A 17,057-nucleotide genomic window follows, 5' to 3' on the forward strand; every position below is an offset into this window, starting at 1 on the left:
GCCACCTACAGATTGGCTGACGCTTCGAAAATGATGCGCGCTTGCATCGGTTTTCGCGGGGGTTTCACGCGCCTTGGTAAGACGCCGGGCGAGTCCGGAAGACACCCCGCTGCCCGTTTAGGTAAAGCAAGTAAACGTAGAATGCGGCGCTCAGGCAAGCAAAGAAACACCTGAGGCAGAAAGAAACAGACCGGCCCGTTCCGTCAGGAAAAGGCGGCCATTATTCCGCGCAGTTCCGCCAACCCACGCATTCTGCCGATCAGCGGATACCCCGGCGTGCTGTGTCCGCCCAGATCACTCAACAACTCCTGCCCATGATCAGGGCGCATCGGAATTTGCCAGTCGCCGCGCCCTTCGGCTTTGCGACGTTTCTGCTCGGTCATCAATTCCCGGATCGTGCCAACCATATCCGTATCCCCTTCGAGGTGGGCCGCTTCGAAAAAATCCGGTTTCGCAATGTCGGAACCATCAATGCGCTTCGTGTTTCGCAGATGGACAAAGTGAATGCGGTCGCCAAGGCTGCGCACGAACTCGGGCCCGTCGAAATCCGGGCGAACGCCAAGCGATCCTGTGCACAACGTCGCCCCGTTTGACGGCAAGTCGACCGCGTCCAAAACGGCGCTGTAGTCTTTGATAGTCGACATGACCCGAGGCAATCCCAAAAGCGAGAAAGGCGGATCGTCCGGGTGGCAGCACAGGCGCAAACCAAGATCTTGCGCCAGGGGGGCGACTTCCGACAGAAAATCGACGAGGTTCGCCCGCAACTGGCTGTGATCGATATTTGCATAAGTGTCCAGCAATGCGCGTACGTCCTGAACGCTCCATTGGCCATTAGCGCCCGGTAGCCCCGCGGTGACATTTTGCTGCAACTGAGCCTTGTCCTGATCCGACATGCGCAAAAAGCGATCTTTGGCGGCTTGGTGAACCGTGCTGGAATAGTCCTCTGCCGCGCCGGCGCGTTCCAGAATATGTATGTCGAAAACGGCAAAGTCGGTCAGGTCAAACAGCATAGCGGTACCGCCATGAGGCTGCCGCGCGCGCAACGCTGTACGGGTCCAATCCAAAATTGGCATGAAGTTGTAGCAAACAACTTTGATACCAAGTGACGCAAGCGCGCGAAGACTGGCTTTGTAGGCCGCCAGATGGCTGGCCATGTCAGCGGATTGCGTTTTGATCGCTTCGGAAACAGGCAGGCTTTCAACTACGTCCCAATCATAGCCGCCTGCTGCAAGCAGTGACTGCCGTTCGGAAATGCTCTGTTCGTCCCAAGGCTGTCCGGGGGGGATGTGATGAAGGGCCGTGACAATCCCCTCAACCCCGACCTGGCGCAGATCGGCCAGAGCAATTGGATCGTTGGGGCCAAACCAGCGCCAGCATTGTTTCATGGCTGCCATCCTTCATACATCGGGTGGTCCCGTTCAATTGGCAGTCCGACACGCTCTCCGGTACGTGCGGCATGATAAATTGCAGTGACAAGTCCGACAGAGGCGGCACCGTCCTGTAGCGTCACAGCAGAGTTTGGCTCGGACCGTATGGCTTTGCCGACTTCAGCAAAAAAACCTTCAAACCCGGTCGGTTCCAGCGGCGCGCGTGCAACCGCCGTGTCAATTGCGCTCTGCATGGCTGTGTCCCTGGCCACAAAGGTCCAAGGGTGCTTGCCCGGCGCATAAGGTTCGCTACCGGACGTGGCTGTCAGGTTCTCGAAGACGATCCGCAGGCGGGTTTCGTCCGAGGCTGCACCCAAGGTGATATTGCTGGTGCACAAGGCGCCGGACGTCATACCAAAGCAGATCGCGGCGCAATCCTCGGTTTCGATCGGGTTGACCCGTGTTGCGGTCATTGCAGAGACCCAAGCGATTTCGCCCGCGATATGCGTCACCAAATCGTGGTTATGGATCGCATGGCCCAAAACGGCCCCGCCACGTTCACCGGCCCAGGTTCCCCTCCAGGGTACAGCGTAATAGTCCGCGCCCCGCGACCAATGGGTTTCAAGAGCCGCAGTTTGAACGGCGCCTGTCAGGCCCTCGCGTTGCAAATGGCGCAGTTGGGCAAGCGATGGCCCCCACCGATACTGAAAGACCGGAAAAACATGCTTGCCGGATGTCTGGACGGCCTCGGCGATCCGTTGGACATCATGCATCGACGTTGCCAGCGGCTTTTCGCAGACGACGTGTTTTCCAGCCGCAAGAGCGGCCAACGTTGTCGGAACATGCAGATGTGGCGGCAGGCAAACATCGACAAGGTCTATCGTTGGATCGTCAAGAACGGTCTGAACGTCGGTCAACGCCGAAAACTCGGACCCGCCCCGGATACTCTCAATCCGCGCTGCGTCTTGGTCGACAACCGCTGCGACCCGGAATGGGTCGCCCAATTGTTCCAAGGCAGCCAGATGCTGCCCGCCTATGCCTGCGCCGAGGATGGCAACATTGATCATTTTGTTTCCGCCATTTCCTGTGCGCGAAGCGCCAATTCCATGACCGTAAAGCAATGAGCTTGGGTCATAGCCGTTTCGGTTCTATGCCGGATGTCATGGGCCAGACGTGCAAAATAGGGAAGTCCAGCGTCAGCCACTTGGATCTTTTCGCAGGTGTCACCGTTCACCAAAACCAAGTGATCTGTTCCGGGGCCGCCGCCCACATCCACGTATTTTCGCAACTCGATATATCCTTCGGTGCCCAATATTGTCAGGCGACCGTCGCCCCAATTCGGCAGGGCATCCGGAGTGTACCAGTCAACCCGGATATACCCGGTGCCTTTGTCACTGTGCAAATTCAGTTCGCCAAAATCCTGCAGCTCGGGATCAGTCGAATTCGCGTAGTTCGCAACGTAAGCATTTGTAATTTCTGCAGTTTCAGAACCTGTATAGTGCAGAAACTGGTCGATCTGATGCGATGCGATGTCCGCCAGAATACCGCCATATCGATCGCGTTTGAAAAACCATTCGGGCCGCGTTGCCCGGTTCAATCTGTGGGGGCCCAGTCCAACAGTTTGAACAACTTTTCCAATCGCGCCTGCGTCGACCAGTTCGGTCGCACGTGTACTGGCTGGTGTCTCAAATCGTTCGGAAAAATTCACCGACCAAATGCGCCCCGTGTCCGAGACAACGGTCTTGATCAGGTCGAGTTGCTCAAGTGTCGTGCATCCCGGCTTGTCGCTCATGACATCCATACCGTTTTGCATGGCCTGTACCGACAAAAAGGCTCGGTCGGACGGGATCGCGGAAACCAGCGCCAAATCTGCGCTGCAACTCAACGCATCGTCCAGCCGATCTATACGCGGGATATCCGGAAAACGTTTTGTGTATCCCGCCAGAGTCCCCGGTTCGCCTTCCGTCCAATAGCCGAAGCAGTCTACTCCGACTTCGCGCATGTTTTCCGTCATGCCATAGATGTGGCGATGGTCCAGCCCCAAGGCAACGCAAGTCAAGCTCATGGCGTGACGCGGGTTTTTTGGCCGGTCCGGTCCGCGACCTGCATCGCATCAATGACGGCGTGGGTTAGTAGGGCGCTGCGGCCTGTTGCCATTGGTTCAGTCCTGTTTCTAATAGATTGCGCAAAGTCCTCGATGACAGACTGATGCCATTCATGCGTGAATGCCATCGGATCAGCGCCGCCGCCAGTAGCAGCGGTTTCCCCGGTTGTTGCTTCTGCACCGTCGAGCGTTGTGAGTGTAAGAACACCTGACTCCAAATGGGCCTTGGTGCGTGTACCTTGAATTGTGATCGTTTCAGCCGCGCCCGGAAATTCTGCCGTGGTTGCCATCAACGTGCCGACCGCGCCGTTCTCCATTTCAAACAAGGCGCCTGCCCAGTCTTCCGCCTCGAGGTCGTGCAAGGGTGTCTTCTTCATCATTGCCTGAATGTTCGAGATCGGCCCCAGCAGCCACATCGCAAGATCCAGGGTATGTATCGCCTGTGAGATCATGACGCCGCCGCCGTCGCGGGCATAGGTCCCGCGACCGGGCTCGTCATAATAACTTTGATCGCGCCACCACGGGACGCGAATATCCACTGTGGCGATTGAACCCAAGTCACCATTGGCCAAGGCAGACTTCAACGCTTTGGACGCCGCGCGCGCCCGGTGCTGAAAGACAATGCCCAGCGGAACATCCCGCGTCTCGCAACGTTCAACGATGCCCGTTGCCGCCTCAAGTGTTCTCTCAATCGGTTTTTCCATCAGGATTGGCTTGCCAGCCGCTGACAGAATATGAACCAATTCGGTGCGCTGATCGGGCGGGGTTGCAATGATCGCAAAGTCAATGCTTGGGTCGTTTGCAATGTCTTCGATTGATCCGAATGCGCGCGTGCCGTGCCGCTGTGCAAACGCTGCCGTTTTTTGCGGATTGCGCCCCAGAACACCGGCCAGATTGAGACCAGAATCCGACGCGTTTATCGCAGCAACATGCGTGCCGGCGACCATTCCCAAACCTATCAATGCGATATTCATTTCTATCCCCGATTGACACTGCCAATCTGAGGTTTTGTAGATGAAAGATGCAACCCAAAAAAAGTATGCTAACACTTGCAAGACGCTGTATCGGAGGCAAAATTGACATTTAATTTAAAGGGGATGGCGGAAGACCTTTATATTGGCATCAAAGACCTGCCAATTGTTTCTCCTCACGGTCATTGTGACCCAAAATGGTTCGCAACGGATGCGCCATTTCCCAATCCGGCAGAGCTGTTGGTTGTCCCGGATCATTACGTGTTTCGGATGCTGTTCTCGCAAGGCGTTTCCTTGACTGAGCTTGGTGTTGGCAAGGAAGGCGCAAAAACCGATCCACGCAGTGTGTTTCGGACTTTTGCGGCGCACTGGGATCTGTTTCTGGGAACGCCAACCCGTGTCTGGATGAGCTATGTTTTGCGCGAAACACTTGGGATTTCTCAGGAATTGTCTCCGCAATCAGCTGACGCGATCTATGACCAGATTTCAGAAAAACTGGCCCGTCCCGAATTCCGTCCCCGAGCCTTGTTCGACAAGTTTGATATTGAAGTGTTGGCAACCACGGACTCTGCGCTGGATGACCTGGCGTATCATACGGATATCCGTCAAAGCGGTTGGGGCGGGCGCGTGGTTCCAACGTTTCGTCCGGATGGTGTCCTGGACGGTGCAGACCCCGAATTTTTGCGGAATCTAAAGACGTTGGAGGCGCTGACAAACTGCGATCTGGGACATTTCGACGGCTACCTGAACGCATTGCGGCAGCGGCGCGCTTTCTTTGTGGAACTGGGTTGCACCGCAACGGATCACGGTATCGAACAGGTTCATACTGAATGGCTGGATGATCCGGACGCGATGTATCAACGGTTGAGGCGGAAGGAAGGCACACCGCAAGACGCGCGGCGGTTTTACGGCCACATGCTGATTGAAATGGCGCAGATGTCGGTGGGTGACGGTTTGACCATGCAGATTCACGCCGGAAGCAAGCGCAACACCAACCATGTTGTGATGCGGGAATTTGGACGCGACAAGGGTGCGGACATCCCGATTGCAATGGATTGGGTCAACGGTTTTGATGCACTCTTGAACCGTGTCGGCAACAATCCTGACCTGCGCGTCATCCTGTTTACTTTGGATGAAGGAACCTATGCGCGTGAACTGGCCCCGATGGCCGGGCATTGGCCATGCCTTCGGATCGGCCCCCCGTGGTGGTTCCACGACAGCCCCGCCGGGATCGCTCGGTACTTTGATCAGGTTGTTGAAACGGCCGGGTATTGCAATCTTGCCGGATTTAATGACGACACACGTGCCTTTCTTTCGATACCCGCGCGGCATGATCTTTGGCGGCGCGGCGTGGCGCTTCATCTGGCCGATCAGGTTTCGCGCGGCTATTTCGGGAAGGGCGATGCCGAGAAAACGGCGCGGTTGCTCACAACCGATCTGGCGCGGCAAGTTTATGGATTGCAAAGCTAAATGGGCAGTATTCTTCACTTCGGGCTTGGTAACTTCGCCCGCGCGCACTTGTTGGACTACACCGATCAGGCCGGTGGCTGGGACGTAATCGGCGTAAGCCTGCGGTCGTCGTCAGTCAGGGACGGTTTGGCAAAGCAAGGGTTTGCATATGATCTGTGTGTGCAAGGACAAGGCGTTAAGCGAATCGAGGTTTTGAAAGATGTTCTTGTCGCGCCAAAGGATCGTGAGGCTGTTTTCGATGCCATTGCAAATGCAGATATCATTTCTGCCACCGTGACTGAAAAGGGCTATCATCTGGATGCAGACGGAAAGCTCAATTTTCAAGACCCGGCAATAATAGCCGATTTGGCGGGTCAGGGTCCCTCAACCCTGATCGGTTTTCTGGCTTATGGTCTGGCAAATCGGCAAAAGCCGCTAACGGTAATGAGCTGCGACAACCGGGTCGAGAACGGAAAAGTTCTGGAGTCGGCGGTTTCCGATTTTGCCAGCGCGGCGGGGTTGGGCATGAACTGGGATGCCATTCGGTTTCCAAACTCGATGGTGGATCGGATCACTCCGGCAACGACGGATGCGGTTCGCGCGATCAGCGGTGATGCGATGGCAGTGCCGACCGAAGCTTTTTCGGAATGGGTGATCGAAGACAATTTCGCGGGGCCGCGACCTGATTGGCCGGGTGTTCAATTGGTCGACGATGTCGCGCCACACGAAAAGCGAAAACTCCGTATGTTGAACGGCGCGCATTCGCTGCTGGCGTATGGTGGGTTGAACCGGGGACTAACCTATGTTCACGAGGCCGCGCAGGACCCGGTTTTGCGACCTCTTGTTTCGCAACTCATGAAAGATGCCGGGACAACCCTGCCGACAGAGCTGCAAGATCAGGTTCCGGCCTATGCGGACGCATTGATACTCAGGTTTGAAAACCCTGAATTGGCGCACTGTCTGGACCAAATCGCAATGGATGGCAGTCAAAAGCTGCCCTATCGGTTTGTCCCGACACTCAGGGAAACGGGGTCTGCCGCCGTTGTTCAGGGTATGCGGGCTTGGATATCGTTTTGCATTTCCGAGACCGCCGCAGGCAGGGTTTTGAACGATCCGCTGGCAGGAGAAATCGCATCTTCGGCACGACATTCAGATGCGGTATCGGCGCTTTTGAAACTCGTTGGCGCTGAAGACCTTGCGCCGCTTATTCGGGAATAATGGCGCCCCGAACCTGAACGACGGTCGAGGCCAGACTGTGTCCGGCCATCAACGCGTCGGCTTGCGATTTACCGGACAACAAGGCGGCCAGGTAACCACCATTGAAGCTGTCGCCCGCTGCGGTCGTATCCAAAACGTTGGCCGCAGGCTCGTAAGTCTGCTGGACGATTTGGCCAATTGATATCGGGCCACTTTCGCCACGTTTCAATGCGCCTGCGCCGCGGTGGTCGGCAAATCGGGACGCAACTTGTTCGGCACTTTCGCCAAACAAAGCCATCTCATCATCAATCGAAGGCAGGGCGACGTTCGCGCGTCGCCAAAGCCGTTCGTTGATACGCCGCGCGTGATCGATACTATCCCAAAGGCGCGGGCGAAAATTGCTGTCGTAGATCAACTTTGTCGGGGTTTTTTCAAGCCATTCCAGCAGCGCCAGCCGGACCTCGTGCGGGAGGATGGCAACCGATATCCCCGACAGGTACAGCGCATCAAATCCTTCCAGATAGCTGAAGTCCAAATCCGAAAAAAGCTGGCGTGCTGCAGATTCACTGCGCCAGTAAGTAAAGCTGCGTTCGCCTTCGGGCGTCGTCGAGATTGCGTACAAACCAGGTGACGCGCCTGGAATGATCCGGATTCCAGACGTTTCGACACCGTGGCTCGCGATAAAGTCCGAAATCTGGTTTGAAAACGGATCATCCCCCAAGCATGTCACGTACTCCACCTGCAGGTCGGGGGCGGAACGGCGTAGGTAAATGGCCGTGTTCAGCGTATCGCCTGCCACGCCCAGCTTTGCGCCCGTGTCCAGCATGGAAAGTTCGATCATCGCTTCACCGATGCAGGCAATACGTGTCATTTCTTTTCTCTTTTCCAGATGATTAGTCCCGCGGCCATGATCAGGGCGGCGCCCGCCAAAGTGCTGCTGTCGGGCACAGTTCCAAAGAACAGGTAACCCCATATGGCCACATAGATCAGGAACGAATACGTAAACGGCATTAGTTGATTGGCCGTACCAAAACGATGTGCATTGGTAAGCAACTGATGCCCGCCCCAACCAAAAACGCCCAATCCGATAAGAACAATCAGGCTAAGGGTGTTTTCGGGCTGAACCCAGAACCACACAGCAAAAGGCAACAGAACAAAAGTTCCGGTGAGCCCAAGGTAGAACTGCATTGTGTCGACCGCGACGATGCCGGACAGTTTACGCGTCATGATGGAATACAGTGCCAAAGCGGTGGCATTGTAGACGATCAGCAGCATGGTTGGATGAAACGCGGTGCCAAACGGTCGAACAACGACAAGCACGCCAAGAAAACCAAGCAGGATTGCCGCCCACCGCCAAGGACCCACGTTTTCTTTAAGTACAAAGACAGAAAGAAAGCACACGATGACCGGGCTGGAGAACATGATGGCCGATACAACGGTCAACGGCAGAAACCGAAGGGCGTAAAAATTGAAAACGGTTGCCGAGATCAAAAGCAACGCTCTGCTGATCACCTGCCAGGGATGGTCGGTTTTGAAACGTCCAGCTTCAATCCCGCCTTTGGCAATGACGCCCAACGAGATGACGAAGTGACCGGCATAGCGCATGAAAGCCAGTTGAAAGGCCGGAACGCCCGCCACCGCCAACCATTTGGCCCCAAGGTCTACAAATGAAAAGAACAGCCACGCCGTCAGCATCAAAACGATGCCGAGGCGCGGCAGATCCGCAGTTGCGTTGGCGGCGACGGCCATCAATCAGTGTTTGAAGCGGTTGACATAATAGTCGACCATTTGGCTGACCATGTCATCTGCCTGACCATTGTCGCGCGCGTCATTGAGCGCGGACAGCGTGCCTTGTGACATGACGCTGGCGACACCGGCATCTTTGGCCATCCGGTCATAGTAACCAAGGTCCTTTGCGGCGTTCTTGATTGCAAACGCCAACTGGTTCGGGTCGTTCCCGACACCATACGCCTTTACAAAATCCATCATTCCGGAATGTAGCGGACCTGCCGCCATGACGTCATAAAGTTGCTCGCGATCCACCCCTGCGACGTCGGCCATCGCAAATGCTTCGGCCATCGCGTTTGCCACAGTCATACCGAAGAAGTTGTTAATCAGCTTGATGGTATGACCCGATCCAACGGACCCAAGATAAAAGACATTCTCACCCAGATCCTTCAGCACAGCCTCGGCCCGGTCGAAAGCGGCCTTGTCCCCGGACGTCATGATGTTGAGCTGTCCTTCCAGCGCATGCGACGGTGTCCGACCAAGCGGGGCGTCCAGCAAGCTTGCACCAGCTTCTGTGACCTCGGCGGCCAGAGCCCGCGTGCTGCCTGGAAGAGATGTGCCAAAATCAATCACGATATTCCCGTCTTGCAATCCCGCGATAACCCCATCCGGCCCGCGCATGCGGCTTTCAACCTGATCCGACGTTCCCATGCACAGCATCACGATATCGTTTGCCTTCGCCAGTTCCCGCGCATTTTCGGCCTCAACAGCACCTCGGGCAATTGCCGCATCAATGTAAGTGCGGTCGCGGTTTCCAAGCACCGTCACCGGGTACCCCTTGTCCAATAGGCGGCTCACCATGGCTCCGCCCATTAATCCCAGGCCGATAAACCCAATTGATGGTTTGCTCATTGGTTTCCCTTTCAATCAATATTTGGATTACGTTTTGTTGTCGGTTTCGCACAAACCGGGTTTCAAACCCGGCGTTTTTCTCTTGCGATCTTTGGCTGCTTTCGTGCTGCTAGAGAACGCGTATTCAAGTTGGGTTCATCAGTTTCATGTTCGTTACGCCCGCATCCTGTTGCAGGGCTGGCTGTCCTTCAGGGCATCTTCGATCATCGTTGCGACCTCGAGAGTGCGAGCAGCGTCTGCGACGTCGATAAGCGGTGGTGCGCCATCTATGACGTCCAAGAAGTGATCCAGTTGCGCCTCCAGCGGCGTGCGATCTTGAACTGGTTTACGCAAATGATCTTTCTGTGCTGGCGTGCCCCAGTCTTGCCCTTTCCACAGCGTCAGCGACGGAAAGCTGATCGCGCCCTGGGTTCCCGTGATCCACATCATGTCTTGATGGGTTGTACCGATATTCGGGTTCTCACCTATCCCGGCTTCAAACCCCCAGGGGCTGGGTGCCGTGTCGGCGAAACTGATCGTTCCTGTCGCGCCGTTTTCGAAAGCGATTGCCACCGCGCCGCTTTCTATGCGGTTCGAGCCACGCATCGAAGCCCCGCGCAAAGCCGCGATTTCGGATATTTCACCGATCACAAACCGAAGCACGTCGATGTCGTGAACCAGGTTAATCATAACCGGGCTGCCGTCAGACGTTCGCCAATTCTGCTCGAAATAGCTGTCGGGCTTGCGCATGGCCCAAAGCAGAGAAACGTTGACGACACGTCCAATTGCACCTTCCGCAATCGTGGTTCTGAGTTGCTGCAATAGGCGATGATAGCGCCGGTGATGTCCAACCAAGCTGCGAACACCCGCATCGTTGAGCACCCGGTTCAGTTGGTGGGCGTCTTCCACTGAACCTGCCACAGGTTTTTCGATCAACATGTGCCACCCGCGCGCGGCTGCATCGGTACCGTGTTCAGCATGAAGATGCGTGGGCGTTGCGATCACAACGCCATCCACCTCGTCCCGGACGTCGTCCATGCAACCAAAGCGCGGGGCATCTACACGGATCGACTTGTCTGGATCGGCCAGCCCGACCAACGTGCACCCCGGGTGTTGCAACACGGCGTGGACGTGGCGGATCCCGATTAGCCCGCCGCCGACGACAAGAATACGTTTCACATCACCGCTCCGATTTGCCAAGGAACGAATTCATAGTCGCCCAGGCCCTGAGCCTCGGATTTGGTTTTTTCACCCGAGGCGACCCTGAGCAGCATCTGATAGATTTCCCGCCCTTTTTCTTCGACGCTGGTGCCTTTGGTCAAAATGTCTCCGGCATCGATGTCCATGTCGTCAGACATGCGATGCGCCATCTCGGAGTTTGTTGCGATTTTCAGTGTTGGGGCGGGTTTGGACCCAAAGGCGGACCCGCGCCCCGTGGTAAAGCAGACAAGGTTGCAGCCCGCAGCGATCTGTCCGGTCACCGAGGCCGGATCATAACCGGGGCTGTCCATAAAAGTGAAACCTTTGGCTGTCACAGGCTCGGCATATTTATAGACGCCGGTCAATGGACTGGTCCCGCCCTTCGCCGCCGCGCCAAGTGATTTTTCCAGGATGGTCGTAAGCCCCCCTTTTTTGTTGCCCGGGCTCGGGTTGTTGTCCATCGAGCCGTTGTTGCGCGCGGTGTAATCCCGCCACCAATCCACAAGACCGATGAGCTTTTCGCCCGTTGCGGCGTCCACTGCACGCCGAGTCAGCAAGTGCTCCGCGCCGTAAATTTCCGGTGTTTCGGCGAGCACCCCGGTCGCGCCCTGCGAAACCAACAAATCACATGCATGGCCAAGTGCCGGATTGGCGGTCACCCCCGACCATGCGTCCGAACCGCCGCATTGAAGCGCCACCATCAGCTCGGATACGGGTGCTTTGGTTCGCACCGCCTCGCTGGCAAGGGGCAACATCTCTTCAACTTTCCGGATGCCCATATCCACCGTTCGGCGCAGCCCGGCCACGTTCTGGATGTTCATCGTTTGAAAAGTTGGGCTTTGCTTCAATCCGTAGGCGTCGAGAATCCACTCGATCTGATTCATCTCGCACCCTAGGCCCACCATGAGAACTGCGGCGTGATTAGGGTGCTTTGCATAACCCCACATCACGCGTTGCAGCGCCTCGAACCCGTCACCGGAATCGGCCATTCCGCAGCCTGTCCCGTGAACAAAGGCCGCGACACCGTCCACGTTGGGGAAATCGCTCAGCTTCTCAGGCGTAAAGTGATCTGCGATCATTCGCGCTGCTGTCGCCGAACAATTCACCGTGGTCACGACGGCGATGTAGTTTCGAGTGCCGACTTTTCCGTTCTCGCGCCTGTAGCCCATGAATGTGTCAATGGCCGTTGCCGGGGCAATCGGATGCAGATCAGTTGAGAATTCGTACCTTACCCCGGTATCCCGGAACGTCATGTTGTGGGTATGCACGTGGTCGCCGGGTTGGATTTGTTGCGAGGCGTAGCCGATAATCTGGGCGTATTTTCTGACCGGGTCACCAGCGTTCAATGCAGTCGTCGCCACTTTGTGGCCAGAGGGAATTCGCCCGTTCGTTACGACGCTCTCGATCTCGGTGCCTTGTTCCAAGGACCGAGTGGCGATCACGACGCTATCCGTTCGATCTAAACGTACAAAACTCATAGGCGGCTTTCTTGGCGGGCAGATCTAGGCGCAAAAGGGCGAGTCGGACTTCCAGCGGTGAATGTCGATATGGGGCTGTTCGGCCAATCGCGCGCGCGCGGTTTCCCAGTTTGATTTGCAGACACGCCAATCGCGCAACTCCGTCTCAGGATTTGATCGGGACCTTGCGATGAAATCAGGAAAATGCTCGCGACCGGTGGGCTGACCCGTTGCGCTGTAGCGGATGTCGAAAGACCATCGGAATCGGTCTGTCTCATTGGTCAGCGAGGCGTGTGGCGTCAATGGATGAAACAGGATTATTCCACCCGCTCTTACGGGCAGCGGAAGGGCTTGGTCTTCGTCAATGAACCCTTCGGCAATTCCCGTTTGCGTTCGGGCGCAATGGGGCAAGATGGACTGATCCTTGGCCTTGGGCAAGACCTGCAAACACCCATTTTCGATAGTGGCATCGTTAACGGCAATCCAAACCGTTACCATATCTGTCTGATCCGCGTTCTCCAGCGCGACAGCCCGATCCTGGTGCCAATCCGTTGCGGTGATATGCGCCCGAACCTCGTCCTTCGACAGCTTCTGCGCCGGTGGCTTCAGGCGAACATGCTGGATGGGGTTGCTGACCAATTCCGGGCCTATAAGGTTCTCAACAACATCCAAAAGGGGTTCAGTGGTCAACATGTCGAACACGGCCGGGCCAATATGAAAAGGGGTGTCGGCAAAAATGCGATCACCGGGCAGCGATATGTCCAGCGGTTGAAAGTAGTCGCACCCAGCTTGATACGCGGACAACAATTTGTCCCAAAAGGCCATTCCAGTCGGGTCGTCCTGAACCAGACCGGCAGAATACCAACCGTCATAAAGCCGGTCCAGAATTTGGGCATATTCATCCTTAACGCTTTCGAGGACGTCCTGTGGAATCACGTCCTCAACCACCAGGTAACCATCGGTCTGAAACTTGGTAATCTGATCCTGTGTCAGCATGGTTTTTCCCTTACAGCAGCAGTGCGATTATTCCCGGCCAGATCAGAAGGACCGACAGCGCCATCAACTGGATTCCGATAAAGGGCAGGAAACCGCGGAAGATGTCCGTCAGACTGATATGGGGTGGGGCCACCGATTTCAGGTAGAACGCGGCAGGACCGAATGGCGGCGACAGGAAACTGACCTGCATGTTCATACAGAACACAACACCGAACCAGATCGCCACGTGGCTCGGCTCAAGCTGGCCGAACACGCCGATCTCTTCGATCGGCAGGCGCAGGACAATCGGAAGAAATACCGGAATGATCAGCAGAACGATGCCGACCCAATCCATGAACGCACCCATGAACAACAGGATCAGCATCATCACCAGAATAACAAGCATGGTTGGCAGGTCCTGACCAACGATCAGGTCCGCGACGTATTGCGGGCCGCCTGCAATGGTGTAAGCGCCTGCCAGCGCGGCTGCACCAATGGTCACCCAAATGATGGTGCCGGTTGATTTGAGCGTGCGCATCAGACTGTCCCAAACCAGTTCGAACGACCCCTCACCCCTGAGAATTGCGATTATCAGTACGGCAAAAGCACCCATGCCGGCAGCTTCGGTTATTCCGGTAATCCCGCCATAGATCGAACCCAGCACCACGCCGATGACCACAAGCGGGGCCACAAGACCTTTGCCCATTTCCCATCCGATTTTTGCGCGTTCCCGCCCGAACACGAAAAAGATCAACAGCAGGGCGATGATGGTAATGCCTGCAAACCAAGGCAGGTACTCGGCTGTTCCAAGTCGCGCCGGTTCGCCCTGGCTGGCCGCGTTGGAACCGGACAGCTCAAAAAATGCCGCCCGAATAAACAGCACGGTGGAAAATCCAGCCACAACGATGCTCATGAACGCTGCGAACAGCTTCCGCTTTTCCGTGGGTTCGGGGTCGCTGGGGTCCGGTTCAGGCAGCGGGGCATGATCCGGGTTCAACCGGGTGCGAATGATGATGTAGAGGATGATCATCGACGCCAGCATGAACCCGGGAATGAAGGACGCCGTGAACAGCGACTTGATCGAGGTTTCCGTGATCAGCCCGTAGATGATCAGAACGATCGACGGTGGGATCATCGTGCCCAATGATCCCGATGCGCAGATGACACCAATTGCAAGGTTCTGGTTGTAACCAAGGCGCAGCATCTGGGGCAGGGCGATCAAACCGAGCAAGACAACCTCGCCGCCAATGATGCCTGACATTGCCGCCATGATCACGGCCATGATCGAGGTGACGATTGCGATGCCGCCCCGTGTTCTCGACAGCCACACATTGAGCGACGAGTACATGTCGCGTGCGATCCCCGATCTTTCCAGAAGTGAGGCCATGAAGATGAACAACGGCACGGATATGAGTACATAGTCCGTTAAGAGCCCGTATATTTTCTGAGCCAGAATATACAGCGGCCCGGTTCCGGGTCGCCCGGTCAAGATACCATCGCCAAAGGAAAACGGGTTCAAAAGCAGCGTTGGCTCGAACTTCAGGACGAGAACGAGCACCGCAAGCGACGCAGACGCCAAGCCCAATGGCATCCCGATTGCCAGCAAAATGATCAGCGCGACCATCAGGATGAGTGATATTGTTCCAATGTCCATCAGTCTTGCCCCACCGCCCGTTTGATCATCTCAATTTCTTCGTCGTCCGGTTCATCGGTGTGGATTTCCGGCTCTTTGTTCCAATCCGCGATCAGGTTCAAAATCGCCTGCATCGCGACAAGTGTGATCACGATCAGCACCATAGGCTGCAACGTTGCGGGGATGGGCGGATTGAACGCCGAGCCATACAGCTCCCATTTATAGAGCTTGTTGACGAACACCTGCTGGTAGCTGCCGTAAACCAGAAAGAAGGCAAACATCACGATCAGGATGGTCGAGATCGTGTCGAACACCCGCTGAAGCCAGCGGGGCACCGCGTCGTAAAGCAGGAAAATGCGAATGTGACTGCGTTGTTGCATCGCATAGTAGCCCGACATCAGGAAAACAAAGCTTGCGAACCACAGCGTCATTTCATTGGCCCACTCGGTCGGCTTTTCCAGGATGTACCGCATGAAGACTTCGTAGAGCATTACAACGGTCATGATCGCGATCATCATCATCGTCACGCGACCTATGAAAAGGGCGAAGTGATCCATGACGGTTGTGCCTTCGAATTCCATCGTGGCCGGTCGCACGGTCTTTGTTCCGACCACGGCCAGAATGGGCAGAAGTATGAGTGCGCCGATATCGACGATGTCGACAAAGCCTCCAAATACCCCTGTCATCTCCGGGGTGACGTCACTGCGCAGGTAAATCTCTGTGACCTGGCTTTTGAGTGACTCGGAATTGTAGGGCAGCCAGTCCAAAAGAAACGCGGGCAAATGCCAGACCAGCCAACTGGCCGTTGCAACGAAGGCCAAGGGAATGAGCCACTCTATCAACCCGCCTGAATTTTTGTGCATCGTGTAACCCCCGCCCTTATCCGTCGATCCTGTAGTGATCGATAAAGTCCCGATCCGGCTCGACCCCCAGTCCGGGACCCGTTGGAATCGCGACACGGCCATTGTTGGCCTTGACCTGGTTCTGGATTTCCAACGGGACTGTCAGTAGGTCGTCCCGAAATTTGTTGTCCGTGGTGTCAAACTCCAACATCGGTTCCCATGGATGCAGTCCGCCTGGAATCGCGGGCATGGCTGCAAGCAACTGCAGGTTGGTTGCAACGGCGATTGCGCTGCCCCAGACGTGATTGACAACCGGTGTGAAGTGCGCGTGACACAACGCAAGCACCCTGAGATACTCGGAAATACCGCCAAGGGCGCACACCTCTGGCTGTGCGATGTCGATGCACCGGCTTTCAAGAAGGTTTCGCCACGCCCAGCGATTGAACACGGTCTCACCGCCGGAAATGTTGACTTTCAACGCGGCCCGCAGTTCCCGGTAACCGTCGATATCCTCTGGCGCGACAGGTTCCTCGAACCAATACACATCCAGCTCGTCCAGCGCCCGGCCAACATAGAAGGCGTCCGACGTCGTGTAGGCATGGTTGGCGTCCACCATGAAAGGAAAGTCGTCGCCCACTCCGCGCCGAACCGCTTGGCATAGCTTTACGTCCGGTTTCGGGCCAAGCCCGGTTTTCATTTTTGTGGCGGCAAACCCCATGTCCCTGATTTTTGCGGCTTCGTCCTCGAAACGGCGCGCAAGTTCTGAAACCGGCTCATCCCGCAGCATCATGCCATAGCCATAGCAAGGAACGCTTGTGCGATGGGCGCCGCCGATAAGTTTGTGAAGGGGCAGGCCTGCAACCTTACCCGCAATGTCCCAAAGCGCGATGTCCACTCCGGACAAGGCCTGCAATGGCATTCCGCTTTGGCCATGGTCTCGCAGAAGGTTGTATACCTTGTGCCAGATCACGTCTTTGTCCAAAGGATCAAGGCCCAGCACCATAGGCTGGATCACGATTTCGACGATGGATTTGTTGGCGATCGCTACGTTGCCGGGGCCAAAACACTCTCCCCAACCGGTCGCGCCTTCGTCGGTCTGAACCTCAACCAGATGTGCGGTTCGCTTGTCATAATACTGCTGCGAATAGCCCAGGACTTCCGGCATGTCGTACTGAAGTATATGGCTTTTTACGCTGGTGATTTTCATGAACTTCAGGGTCCCGGCACAAATTCGGAGAGGCCG

15 protein-coding genes are annotated in these 17,057 nt (G+C 56.1%); 2 read left to right on the forward strand and 13 right to left on the reverse strand.

Annotation, left to right across the window (positions count from 1 at the left end; genetic code table 11):
* Positions 1 to 203: 203 nt before the first annotated feature.
* Genes uxuA through RA28_RS06280 form a run of 4 tightly spaced genes read right to left on the reverse strand, consistent with a single transcriptional unit; the run spans position 204 to position 4,445 of the window.
* Positions 204 to 1,385, reverse strand: coding sequence for a mannonate dehydratase (gene uxuA, locus RA28_RS06265; RefSeq protein ID WP_039526043.1), 1,182 nt, complete (start codon positions 1,383 to 1,385; stop codon positions 204 to 206).
* Entirely contained in the window at positions 1,382 to 2,434 is a 1,053-nt protein-coding gene (locus tag RA28_RS06270; protein ID WP_039524654.1) for a Gfo/Idh/MocA family protein, read from the reverse strand. Before RA28_RS06270 ends, uxuA begins: the two co-directional genes overlap by 4 nt.
* Entirely contained in the window at positions 2,431 to 3,432 is a 1,002-nt protein-coding gene (locus RA28_RS06275; RefSeq protein ID WP_039524657.1) for a Gfo/Idh/MocA family protein, read from the reverse strand. Before RA28_RS06275 ends, RA28_RS06270 begins: the two co-directional genes overlap by 4 nt.
* Positions 3,429 to 4,445, reverse strand: coding sequence for a Gfo/Idh/MocA family protein (locus tag RA28_RS06280; RefSeq protein ID WP_039524660.1), 1,017 nt, complete (start codon positions 4,443 to 4,445; stop codon positions 3,429 to 3,431). The genes RA28_RS06275 and RA28_RS06280 overlap by 4 nt, the downstream gene beginning before the upstream one ends.
* Before the next feature lie 102 nt (positions 4,446 to 4,547).
* Here RA28_RS06280 and uxaC point away from each other — a divergent pair, with 102 nt between their 5' ends.
* Both uxaC and RA28_RS06290 read left to right on the forward strand, forming a co-directional pair.
* Complete coding sequence (uxaC, locus tag RA28_RS06285) at positions 4,548 to 5,912, forward strand: glucuronate isomerase (protein ID WP_039526045.1); 1,365 nt, start codon at positions 4,548 to 4,550, stop codon at positions 5,910 to 5,912.
* Complete coding sequence (locus tag RA28_RS06290; protein ID WP_052261303.1) at positions 5,913 to 7,109, forward strand: mannitol dehydrogenase family protein; 1,197 nt, start codon at positions 5,913 to 5,915, stop codon at positions 7,107 to 7,109.
* Here the strand turns inward: RA28_RS06290 and RA28_RS06295 are convergent.
* The 9 genes from RA28_RS06295 to RA28_RS06335 all read right to left on the reverse strand — a co-directional run bounded on the left by RA28_RS06295 (position 7,096) and on the right by RA28_RS06335 (position 17,021).
* The gene (locus RA28_RS06295) at positions 7,096 to 7,959 is read right to left on the reverse strand and encodes a sugar kinase (protein WP_039524663.1); all 864 of its coding nucleotides are present in this window, start codon (positions 7,957 to 7,959) and stop codon (positions 7,096 to 7,098) included. The genes RA28_RS06290 and RA28_RS06295 overlap by 14 nt on opposite strands.
* On the reverse strand, positions 7,956 to 8,837 hold the full coding sequence (locus RA28_RS06300) for a DMT family transporter (RefSeq protein ID WP_039524667.1): 882 nt from the start codon (positions 8,835 to 8,837) through the stop codon (positions 7,956 to 7,958). The genes RA28_RS06295 and RA28_RS06300 overlap by 4 nt, the downstream gene beginning before the upstream one ends.
* 3 nt (positions 8,838 to 8,840) lie before the next feature.
* Positions 8,841 to 9,728: an NAD(P)-dependent oxidoreductase gene (locus RA28_RS06305; protein WP_039524670.1), complete on the reverse strand. Its 888-nt coding sequence runs from the start codon at positions 9,726 to 9,728 to the stop codon at positions 8,841 to 8,843.
* 153 nt (positions 9,729 to 9,881) lie between these two features.
* A complete protein-coding gene (locus tag RA28_RS06310) occupies positions 9,882 to 10,886 on the reverse strand; it encodes a Gfo/Idh/MocA family protein (protein ID WP_039524672.1) in 1,005 nt (334 codons plus the stop codon).
* Positions 10,883 to 12,385, reverse strand: a complete 1,503-nt coding sequence (locus RA28_RS06315) for a UxaA family hydrolase (RefSeq protein WP_039524675.1) — start codon at positions 12,383 to 12,385, stop codon at positions 10,883 to 10,885. The genes RA28_RS06310 and RA28_RS06315 overlap by 4 nt, the downstream gene beginning before the upstream one ends.
* Before the next feature lie 24 nt (positions 12,386 to 12,409).
* On the reverse strand, positions 12,410 to 13,360 hold the full coding sequence (locus RA28_RS06320; RefSeq protein WP_039524676.1) for a phytanoyl-CoA dioxygenase family protein: 951 nt from the start codon (positions 13,358 to 13,360) through the stop codon (positions 12,410 to 12,412).
* A gap of 10 nt (positions 13,361 to 13,370) precedes the next feature.
* Positions 13,371 to 14,993 (reverse strand): TRAP transporter large permease, encoded by a 1,623-nt coding sequence (locus RA28_RS06325; protein ID WP_039524679.1) that lies wholly within the window; start codon positions 14,991 to 14,993, stop codon positions 13,371 to 13,373.
* Positions 14,993 to 15,835, reverse strand: a complete 843-nt coding sequence (locus RA28_RS06330) for a TRAP transporter small permease subunit (RefSeq protein WP_039524683.1) — start codon at positions 15,833 to 15,835, stop codon at positions 14,993 to 14,995. The genes RA28_RS06325 and RA28_RS06330 overlap by 1 nt, the downstream gene beginning before the upstream one ends.
* 16 nt (positions 15,836 to 15,851) lie before the next feature.
* Entirely contained in the window at positions 15,852 to 17,021 is a 1,170-nt protein-coding gene (locus RA28_RS06335) for a mandelate racemase/muconate lactonizing enzyme family protein (protein WP_039524686.1), read from the reverse strand.
* Positions 17,022 to 17,057 lie beyond the last annotated feature (36 nt).

Origin of the sequence: Ruegeria sp. ANG-S4 (assembly GCF_000814005.1) — a bacterium.
Taxonomy (GTDB): domain Bacteria; phylum Pseudomonadota; class Alphaproteobacteria; order Rhodobacterales; family Rhodobacteraceae; genus Ruegeria.

What these genes read in the sequence shown, in the direction of transcription:
- uxuA (WP_039526043.1), bottom strand. Translation starts at nt 1,385, where the DNA reads ATGAAACAATGCTGGCGCTGGTTTGGCCCCAACGATCCAATTGCTCTG.
- RA28_RS06270 (WP_039524654.1), bottom strand. Translation starts at nt 2,434, where the DNA reads ATGATCAATGTTGCCATCCTCGGCGCAGGCATAGGCGGGCAGCATCTG.
- RA28_RS06275 (WP_039524657.1), bottom strand. Translation starts at nt 3,432, where the DNA reads ATGAGCTTGACTTGCGTTGCCTTGGGGCTGGACCATCGCCACATCTAT.
- RA28_RS06280 (WP_039524660.1), bottom strand. Translation starts at nt 4,445, where the DNA reads ATGAATATCGCATTGATAGGTTTGGGAATGGTCGCCGGCACGCATGTT.
- RA28_RS06290 (WP_052261303.1), top strand. Translation starts at nt 5,913, where the DNA reads ATGGGCAGTATTCTTCACTTCGGGCTTGGTAACTTCGCCCGCGCGCAC.
- RA28_RS06295 (WP_039524663.1), bottom strand. Translation starts at nt 7,959, where the DNA reads ATGACACGTATTGCCTGCATCGGTGAAGCGATGATCGAACTTTCCATG.
- RA28_RS06300 (WP_039524667.1), bottom strand. Translation starts at nt 8,837, where the DNA reads ATGGCCGTCGCCGCCAACGCAACTGCGGATCTGCCGCGCCTCGGCATC.
- RA28_RS06305 (WP_039524670.1), bottom strand. Translation starts at nt 9,728, where the DNA reads ATGAGCAAACCATCAATTGGGTTTATCGGCCTGGGATTAATGGGCGGA.
- RA28_RS06315 (WP_039524675.1), bottom strand. Translation starts at nt 12,385, where the DNA reads ATGAGTTTTGTACGTTTAGATCGAACGGATAGCGTCGTGATCGCCACT.
- RA28_RS06320 (WP_039524676.1), bottom strand. Translation starts at nt 13,360, where the DNA reads ATGCTGACACAGGATCAGATTACCAAGTTTCAGACCGATGGTTACCTG.
- RA28_RS06325 (WP_039524679.1), bottom strand. Translation starts at nt 14,993, where the DNA reads ATGGACATTGGAACAATATCACTCATCCTGATGGTCGCGCTGATCATT.
- RA28_RS06330 (WP_039524683.1), bottom strand. Translation starts at nt 15,835, where the DNA reads ATGCACAAAAATTCAGGCGGGTTGATAGAGTGGCTCATTCCCTTGGCC.
- RA28_RS06335 (WP_039524686.1), bottom strand. Translation starts at nt 17,021, where the DNA reads ATGAAAATCACCAGCGTAAAAAGCCATATACTTCAGTACGACATGCCG.